Genomic DNA, 8,119 nt, shown 5'->3' on the forward strand with positions numbered 1-8,119 from the left:
ATATATTTCCTTAATCGTTAAACGTACTTGGTAATTCAACAAATTCGACCCAGTATTTACCTAAAGTTTTCATCAGGTCAACTAAGCCATCGAACGTAACGGGTTTAGTAATATAAGAAGCGGCTCCTAAGTCATAACCTCTGACCATATCCTCTTCTTGCTTGGAAGTTGTCAAAATTACAACAGGGATCCCCTTTAGATTCGCATTTGCTTTAATAGCCTGCAACGCTTCTCTACCATCCATGCGCGGCATATTTAGATCTAGTAAAATAAGCCCTGGGCGTGGCGATAACTCTTTATCTTCATACTTGCCTCTACGCTCAAGGTACTCAAGCAGTTCGACACCATCTTCAACAAAATGTAAATTATTTATAACTCGGCTTTCTGCAAGAGCATCTTGCGCTAATAAACGATCATCTTCATCATCGTCGGCCATTAAAATAGTGATTGGTTTAACTTTTTTGAATGGCATCTAAGCCTCTCCTTGTAATGTGAAAAGCTCTGCTTCCACAGGTAATTTAATAATAAAGGTAGCACCCTCATCGACAACACTTTTCGCAGTGATGGTACCACCATGGCGCTCAACAATACGCCTGCATACAGATAAACCTATGCCCGTGCCTTTATATTGCGAACGTCCATGAAGACGTTGAAATGGAACAAATATTTTATCTGTGTATTCTTGTGAAAAGCCTATTCCGTTATCTTTAATGGTTATTACTTGCCACTCCAGCTCGGTGTTGTGACCATCACTAAACTCATGCACATGCTCAAAGTTAATGGTGATAATTGGTGCAACCCCTTCACGTTTGAACTTAACAGCATTGGAAATGAGATTTAAGAAAAGCTGATGCATTTGGCTTGGATCAGCTTTAATCACTGGCATATCATTAACACTTATTTGCGCTTTTGATTCGGTGATCGCGATCTCTAAATCATCAATAATTTCGTTGATTACATTATTAAGATCGGTATCTTCAAAGTCCTTTCCTCGTGTTGTAACCCGCGAAAACTCCAACAAATCATTTATCAAAGTCGACATTCTCTGCGCAGCATTTTTCATTCGAGCAATGTAATCTACGCCCTTTTCACCAAGCTCATCTTTAAACATGCTTTCTAATCGGTCACTAAACGCTTGTATCTTACGAAGCGGCTCTTGTAAATCATGACTCGCCACAAACGCAAATTCTTCCAGCTCGCGGTTAGAACGACTTAGTTCATCTGAATATAAAGTAAGCTCTTGAGTACGTTCTTTTACTTTAAAGGCCAAAGTTTGGTTTTGCTGCTCTAATTTATTTCTGTACTTAGCCGATTCACGTAAGTTAATACGGACCAATACAAACATACCTAAAATTAAAAGCCCACTCGTAATTGCGGTAATGGCAAACGTAACCTTGGCTTCCTTCTTGATCTGACCTAACTTACGAAATTGCGCGAGTTCAAATGTTGATTCTGCCGATTGAATTTCATCCGTTACAATACGTATTTCTCTGTAAAGATTTCGCCCTTCATGAGTTTCAAGTAAGTAATGAGCTTTGCGATCTTTATCTGCCAACGCAAGTTCAGCAGTACGTGTAAGAATATGTACTTTCTCATCTATAAGCAGTAATAGCTTCGCTACATTTTCAGCCTGACCATCTATTTCAGAACGTAACCCCTTAACAATTTTGACTTGTGAAGTGAGTTGCTCTAAAGCATCATAATAGGGTGCTAAGTAATCATTTTCACCAGTCAACAAATACCCTCGCTGACCTGACTCTGCTTGTAAAACAGATAAATGCAACTTTTCAACAGCCGTATTAAGCATGCTCGTATCATCAAGGCGCTGTTGGGTTGTGGTTAAATTTTGTATTGTATTGGCCGCTAAAAACGCATTGCCAACAATAATACACAAGACAACAGCGATAAAGCTTGCCCACATAACATTTGTGCTACCTTGTTGCTTTTGCAGTATCATTTACTTTCCTTGGTGGTCAAGTTGACTCTGAAGAATCTAAATCAGATATTTTTTGCAAGCCTTCACTGCATTGCTGACAATTATTAATAATTTTATCAAGTGCTAATAATGCTTTGTCTTTAGGCATATCATTTTCTAAAATCAATTTAATTAATTCAGCATTCATTGAAATTCGATTAAGCGGTGCTCTTGCATCATGAACCAATGTTCTTAATATCTCTTTGTCCTTCATACTACTCCTCAGCAACTATTATTAACTATATTCGCCTATACCACCGTATGCATTTAATCGGTTGTATAATGTTTTTGTGCTAATTCCAAGCATTTGCGCAGCAAGCGTTTTATTCCCTTGAACTTTATCTAAGGTGGCGTGAATCAGATCTTTTTCAACTTCTTCAATTGTTTGACCGGCGCTAACTTGACTTGCTTGAGACTTTTTATTAACACGTGAGAATGGGGATTCTAAATTACTTGGTAAAGTAATTGTTTTACCTTTTGGGTCACTCATAATAAATGCACGATGAATCGCATGACGAAGCTCACGCACATTCCCAGGCCATTCATAACCACTAAGCTCTTTCAGCTGAGCTGCTTGCCAAATAAAGTCTGTGCCATTTTCATCATTTAACTGCTCTAAAAACGCCTTAGCTAGCAATTCAATATCTTCTTTTCGATCTCTTAAAGCAGGGATATCAATGGGGAATACGGCTAAACGAAAGTAAATATCTTCACGAATAACGTTATTTTGCGCTAAGTCTTCCAATGATCGGTTGGTCGCTGATATTACTCTACAATCAACAGGTAATTCTTTATTACCGCCAACACGCACTACTTTTTTGCTCTCCAACACTCGCAATAAGTTTGGTTGCATATCAATAGGCATTTCTGTCACTTCATCTAAAAATAAAGTGCCGTTTGCAGCTTGTTCAAACACCCCTTCTTTTCGGGCAATCGCGCCAGTAAACGCACCTTTTTCATGGCCAAATAGCTCACTGCCGATTAACTCTTTAGATAGCGCGCCACAGTTAGTTGCAACCAATGGCCCTTCGCACTGACTGGCATTATGAATAGCTTGTGCAACCACTTCTTTACCCGCACCACTTTCACCCATGAGCATAACGTTTGCATTGGTGCTCGCTACGCGTTCAATCATAGTGTATAGCTGTTGCATAACTGGTGATTCGCCAATTAATGTACCAAAATGTTTTTGTATACTTGGCTGTTTCTTTTTCTTTTCAGTGTTCTTTTTTGGGTTGAGAACTCGCTCAATATCTTCTCGTTGAAGTGGTTTAACGAGGTGCCCTACATTAGGGGCACACATTTCGGCGAGCTTACCTTTTACCGAAGGGTGGCCTGAAATAAGCGTGATTTTGGGGCTTTGACCAATACTGTTAAGGTGTTCTACCAAATGTAAACCGCTGCCATCTGGCAGCATGAAATCAAGGAACACATGGTCAAAAGTGTTATTTTCAAACCATTGTTGAGCTTCAGCTAAATTAGCGGCTGTGTCTATATTATGACCTAAAAACTCCACTATATGGCAGACAACATCGCTGAACTCGCTGTCATCATCAACCAAAAGTATGTTTAACATGATTATTCCCTATGCTTTATAATTCCTAATAGCGTAACATAATAAGTGGGTTCTGAACCTATAAATTCAACTATTAACGCTATATATATGCAAATAAAAACAATTTAGATCACATGTAACTCTTTATTTAAAATTGACTTCTAGGAGCGTTATGCAACTTCTCAAAACCACAACCCACCCGAGTATATCGGCCGATAATATAAGCCAATTTACACGTATTACCAGTCGAGCAATTGTACTAAAGGGATCGCAAATTTTATTAATGTATACCGCTCGTTATGAAGATTATAGTTTACCCGGAGGAGGCGTTGATGATTTTGAAAGTATCGAACAAGGGTTAATCCGTGAACTGCAAGAAGAAACAGGCGCGCAAAACATTAAAATAACCGGGGAGTTTGGCCTTTATGAAGAATACCGCCCTTGGTATAAGGATGACTATGAGGTCATTCACATAAAATCTTACTGCTACTTTTGTGACATCAATGACATATTAGGTCAGGCACAACTCGAACATTACGAACAGCAAAATGGAATGCAAGCCAAATGGGTAAACATACATGAAGCGATAGCTCATAATGAGCGCACGATTGCTAATAGTAACAAACAAGGATTATCTATTATTAGAGAAACCTACTTACTAAAAGCAATTGCTTTACTAGCAAACGCTTGATGGTCGATAAAATCGATACAAGCCAATGATATTACTGGTCAAGAATAAGCATTCCATTAGCACCGCGATGGGCGAACCCACCATTATATTATGCGCCATCCATAAGCTGGTACCTACTATCATCAGGATACGTAATTTAAAGTCTTTGGCTTGAAATGACGCTAGCGTTTGAACAAGTGTTGCAGTCAACGCTAATCCACTTAACCAGCTATGCCAAGTAATAAATACTGCCACCATGCTTAATATAATAAAGCCAAGCATTACCATGTATCGCCTTGCAAAGGCGCAATACAGGTAACGTGCGGCTGCAATAAGCATTAGCCAGCCGGCACTTGGTTGGTCCAACATAAAAAAGTGACATGCAGTCAACAATACTGAACTAAACAAGCACAATAAAATTAATCGTCGTGATTTAAATTGAAATGAAGCTAAATCGAGTAAAGTGGCAACGCCAACCAAACATTGAGAAAGTAAAAACATAGTGACTCCTGAAAAAAACAGCAGTCTAATTAAGTAAATTATGTAGCGCCTTAACTTAAGTTAAGGCGTTTTCGTATGCGAGATAAAGAAATAGATGAAATACCTATGTACATTGCCACTTCTGTTAAGGTCAGTAGTGCAAGCCAGTGAGGCTTTTGAGCCAATAAATAGCGATAGCGTTGCTCTGGGGTGTTTAATAATAAAAAAGCTTCTTTTGCTTCTTTGAATAATAATTGCTGGGTAATTAATTGTTGCTTTAGATCTCCCCAATCAGCTTGTTCGAGCCTAGTTAAAGGAATAGCGATGAGTCTTGCTGATCTGATCACTTTGATTTGGTAAAGCGCAGGCGTACTTGTGAGCCAATTACCAAATAATAATGCAAATTCATCTTTAAAATAGAACTCTTTACATTTTTCCTCGCCATCATCGGAGCTATAAAATGCGGCTAATACGCCATCCAGAACCAAATAGCCATATTGCTGTTGGTGACCCTGCTGTAATAACACGTCACCGCGCTGATAAGTTTTCACCATTAACTGTTGCTTTGTTTGTGCAAGCACTGCTTTTGCTAAAGTGCGATAACTATCCCCTAGTTGGAACTCTGGTAAATCATGCATCAGTAGTCATTAGCTCCTTAGTGATCTCTTTTGCACTAACCGCATCTCTGACAATATATTTTTCTGAACACCACAAAGGCGAAAAATCAGCCTTACCTTGGTTTTCTGACTTTACTCTTAAAGCGCTCAGTGCAATGCTGGCAAATGGAAATGCCGGAGCTTGTTCTGGCATACAGCCAAGTTCATTCATAACACGATTTTTAATTCCCCGAGCTGCTCGTCCAGAAAAAACAGTTGTAAGCGCCGTGCTATTCGTTGGCTGCTGTAAAATAGCCTCGCGGTGAAGCGTTGAAGTTGTAGCTTCTTGGCATAATAAATATGCGCTTCCTATTTGGACCGCACTGGCACCCAGTCTCTTCATGTGTATGACATCTGCAGCTGATGCGATACCACCCGCGGCAATAACTGGAACACCCAAAGCACCGACACATTGTGTTACGAGGGCAGTTGTTGTCTGTTGTAACGTCAAGTCCATTGATAAAAAGTGGCCTCTGTGCCCCCCAGCTTCAAGACCTTGAGCAATAACTGCATCTGCACCATTAGCTTCAAGCCAAATAGCTTCATCTAAAGTGGTAGCCGTTGAAATCACTTTACTTCCCCAGCTTTTAATTTTCTGCACAATGTCATCGCTTGGTAAGCCAAAATGAAAACTCACTACGGGTGGTTTGAAAGGCGCTATTAGTTTTACTATTTCTTCATCAATCGGCTGACGCGTTGTCGTCATAGCCAAACTTGAGTCATCAATACTATGCTCTTTTAAATAAGGTGAAAGTAATTGATGCCATTGCTGTTTTTGCTGCTGTGTGTAACCTATTACTTCGTGACAAAAAAAGTTCAAATTATATGGGTTACCTGTTGCTCGGGAAAGCTTGGTGATTTCGTTGACTAATTGTTCTTTTGATAACATAGCGCAAGGTAATGACCCTAAACCACCACTATTGCTCACAGCTGCAGCTAAACGATAGTCTTGCACACCCGCCATTGGAGCTTGGATAAGGGGTAACTCAGTATTTAAAAATGTTTGCATTTACACGTCCTTGTAACTTTTTCATTCATTTGCATTAATTACTTACTCCCCATCCAGGTAAGCCACCAAAGTTTTTCTATTCGAGCCATAAAAAAACAAGATAATCAAAACCTTAAATATAAAACCAACCTATTTAATTAGAGTTGGTGCTAGCTTTGCAAGTTATTCACTTACTATAATTTGTAAGGAGATAAAATGACTAACTTAGTAACTACAATCAACCCGGCTACCGAAGAAACTATTGCAGACTATACCCTGCTAAATCTAGAGCAGGCAAATAATGAGGTAGATAAAAGTCATGACGCATTCTTACAATGGCGCCACACATCTGTAGAAGAGCGAGCTGAGTATTTAAATAAACTTGCTGATGTATTTAAAAAAAATCAAAAGTCGCTTGCCCAATTAATGACGCAAGAAATGGGAAAGCTGTACCAACAAGGCTTACAAGAAGTAGAGCTATGCGCTGCAATATGCCGCTACAGTGCTGAGCAAGGCCCAGTGCAACTTGCGGACGAAGAACGTTTAATGGAAAACGGCCGTGCCATCATCACCTATCAACCTACCGGTGTGCTATTAGGTATTCAGCCTTGGAACTTCCCGTTGTATCAGGTTATACGTTATGCGGTAACAAATATTATGGCAGGTAACACCGCAATACTAAAACATGCAGGTAATGTATTTGGCATGGCAGAAAAAATAGAGCAGATGTTCAGTGATGCAGGCTTCCCTGATTATGTATTTAAAAACCTATTGATTGACGGCAAAACAGCCAGCGAACTAATCAGTCACTCTGCAATTCGCGGAGTTACATTTACAGGAAGTGATGGCACAGGTAAAAAGGTAGCTGAGCAAGCTGGAAAGCACGTAAAGAAAACCGTATTAGAGCTTGGCAGTAATGACGCCTATCTCGTACTTGATGACGCTGATTTAGAGCTAGCAATTAAAACCTGTATGCAGGGTCGCATGGTTAACAATGGTCAAACCTGCGTTTCAGCAAAGCGTTTCGTTGTCGTAGAGGCATTATATGATGACTTTAAAGCTGCCATTGCAAAGCAGTTCGAAGCTATGAAATTAGGCGACCCAATGGATGAAGAAACAGACCTAGGTCCTATGGCACGTGAAGACTTACGAGATAAGATCCATGACCAAGTTCAAGAATCTGTAAAAGCAGGCGCTAAAGTCGTTGTCGGCGGTGAAGTGCCTAAACAAACTGGCTTCTACTATCCCGCGACCTTGATTGAAAATCTATCACCTGGCATGCCAGCCTATGACGACGAGCTATTCGGTCCTGTAGCATCACTTATCAAAGCCAAAGACAATGACGACGCAATGCGTATTGCCAATGATTCGCGCTATGGCTTAGGTGGAGGCATTATCTCAAAGGATGAGAAGCGTGCGATTGAGTTGGCTAAAAAGCATTTTGATACAGGTATGATCAACATAAATGGTTATGGTCTTGCACAGCCAAACCTACCTTTTGGCGGCGTGAAAGACAGCGGTTATGGTCGTGAACACGGCGGGTTTGGTATCCGTGAGTTTGTAAATATCAAAGCTATTATGATTAATAACTAAAGCAAAGTTATTATTAAAAAAAGGGCTCCTCGGCCCTTTTTTTATGCTTAAAGCAAAGTGATAAATTCATTATTGGTTTAACTTATTTAACCTGAGCTCTGGTTAAGAGATGTACTAATGTATTGATATTAAATCACAAATATATTTATTAGTTTCCAGCCGGAGACTTTCGCCTTGTTTGCGTTGAAAGTAGCCGCTGGAG

At 39.8% G+C, this 8,119-nt stretch carries 9 protein-coding genes; 2 read left to right on the plus strand and 7 right to left on the minus strand.

Annotated elements, in window-relative coordinates:
• Positions 1-10: 10 nt before the first annotated feature.
• From C7Y70_RS17515 to C7Y70_RS17530, 4 genes are read right to left on the minus strand one after another with little or no spacing between them, the layout of a single operon-like run.
• The gene (locus tag C7Y70_RS17515; RefSeq protein ID WP_099296320.1) at positions 11-472 is read right to left on the minus strand and encodes a response regulator; all 462 of its coding nucleotides are present in this window, start codon (positions 470-472) and stop codon (positions 11-13) included.
• A complete protein-coding gene (locus C7Y70_RS17520) occupies positions 473-1,957 on the minus strand; it encodes a sensor histidine kinase (RefSeq protein ID WP_135476157.1) in 1,485 nt (494 codons plus the stop codon). It lies immediately after the preceding gene.
• A 16-nt stretch (positions 1,958-1,973) separates the two neighbouring features.
• Complete coding sequence (locus C7Y70_RS17525; RefSeq protein ID WP_099296318.1) at positions 1,974-2,189, minus strand: histidine kinase dimerization/phospho-acceptor domain-containing protein; 216 nt, start codon at positions 2,187-2,189, stop codon at positions 1,974-1,976.
• A 21-nt stretch (positions 2,190-2,210) separates the two neighbouring features.
• Positions 2,211-3,551: a sigma-54 dependent transcriptional regulator gene (locus tag C7Y70_RS17530; protein ID WP_135476159.1), complete on the minus strand. Its 1,341-nt coding sequence runs from the start codon at positions 3,549-3,551 to the stop codon at positions 2,211-2,213.
• A gap of 151 nt (positions 3,552-3,702) precedes the next feature.
• On the opposite strand from C7Y70_RS17530, the gene C7Y70_RS17535 reads away from it, so the two are divergent.
• Positions 3,703-4,221 (plus strand): NUDIX hydrolase, encoded by a 519-nt coding sequence (locus C7Y70_RS17535; RefSeq protein WP_135476161.1) that lies wholly within the window; start codon positions 3,703-3,705, stop codon positions 4,219-4,221.
• On the opposite strand, the gene C7Y70_RS17540 is transcribed toward C7Y70_RS17535, so the two are convergent.
• The 3 genes from C7Y70_RS17540 to C7Y70_RS17550 are packed head-to-tail and all read right to left on the minus strand — an operon-like array spanning position 4,207 to position 6,345.
• Complete coding sequence (locus tag C7Y70_RS17540; protein ID WP_135476164.1) at positions 4,207-4,701, minus strand: YgjV family protein; 495 nt, start codon at positions 4,699-4,701, stop codon at positions 4,207-4,209. The genes C7Y70_RS17535 and C7Y70_RS17540 overlap by 15 nt on opposite strands.
• Before the next feature lie 50 nt (positions 4,702-4,751).
• On the minus strand, positions 4,752-5,318 hold the full coding sequence (locus C7Y70_RS17545; RefSeq protein WP_135476166.1) for a cyclic nucleotide-binding domain-containing protein: 567 nt from the start codon (positions 5,316-5,318) through the stop codon (positions 4,752-4,754).
• Positions 5,311-6,345 carry a nitronate monooxygenase gene (locus C7Y70_RS17550; RefSeq protein ID WP_135476168.1) on the minus strand — a complete coding sequence of 345 codons (1,035 nt, stop codon included), beginning with the start codon at positions 6,343-6,345 and terminating at the stop codon, positions 5,311-5,313. Before C7Y70_RS17550 ends, C7Y70_RS17545 begins: the two co-directional genes overlap by 8 nt.
• Before the next feature lie 195 nt (positions 6,346-6,540).
• Between C7Y70_RS17550 and C7Y70_RS17555 the strand changes: the two genes are divergently transcribed.
• Entirely contained in the window at positions 6,541-7,917 is a 1,377-nt protein-coding gene (locus C7Y70_RS17555) for an NAD-dependent succinate-semialdehyde dehydrogenase (protein ID WP_099296312.1), read from the plus strand.
• The last annotated feature ends 202 nt before the right edge of the window (positions 7,918-8,119 follow it).

This window comes from Pseudoalteromonas sp. KS88, from assembly GCF_004766475.1.
In the GTDB taxonomy this organism is placed as follows: Bacteria; Pseudomonadota; Gammaproteobacteria; order Enterobacterales; family Alteromonadaceae; genus Pseudoalteromonas.

What these genes read in the sequence shown, in the direction of transcription:
- C7Y70_RS17535 (WP_135476161.1), top strand. Translation starts at nt 3,703, where the DNA reads ATGCAACTTCTCAAAACCACAACCCACCCGAGTATATCGGCCGATAAT.
- C7Y70_RS17550 (WP_135476168.1), bottom strand. Translation starts at nt 6,345, where the DNA reads ATGCAAACATTTTTAAATACTGAGTTACCCCTTATCCAAGCTCCAATG.
- C7Y70_RS17540 (WP_135476164.1), bottom strand. Translation starts at nt 4,701, where the DNA reads ATGTTTTTACTTTCTCAATGTTTGGTTGGCGTTGCCACTTTACTCGAT.
- C7Y70_RS17555 (WP_099296312.1), top strand. Translation starts at nt 6,541, where the DNA reads ATGACTAACTTAGTAACTACAATCAACCCGGCTACCGAAGAAACTATT.
- C7Y70_RS17515 (WP_099296320.1), bottom strand. Translation starts at nt 472, where the DNA reads ATGCCATTCAAAAAAGTTAAACCAATCACTATTTTAATGGCCGACGAT.
- C7Y70_RS17530 (WP_135476159.1), bottom strand. Translation starts at nt 3,551, where the DNA reads ATGTTAAACATACTTTTGGTTGATGATGACAGCGAGTTCAGCGATGTT.
- C7Y70_RS17520 (WP_135476157.1), bottom strand. Translation starts at nt 1,957, where the DNA reads ATGATACTGCAAAAGCAACAAGGTAGCACAAATGTTATGTGGGCAAGC.
- C7Y70_RS17525 (WP_099296318.1), bottom strand. Translation starts at nt 2,189, where the DNA reads ATGAAGGACAAAGAGATATTAAGAACATTGGTTCATGATGCAAGAGCA.
- C7Y70_RS17545 (WP_135476166.1), bottom strand. Translation starts at nt 5,318, where the DNA reads ATGCATGATTTACCAGAGTTCCAACTAGGGGATAGTTATCGCACTTTA.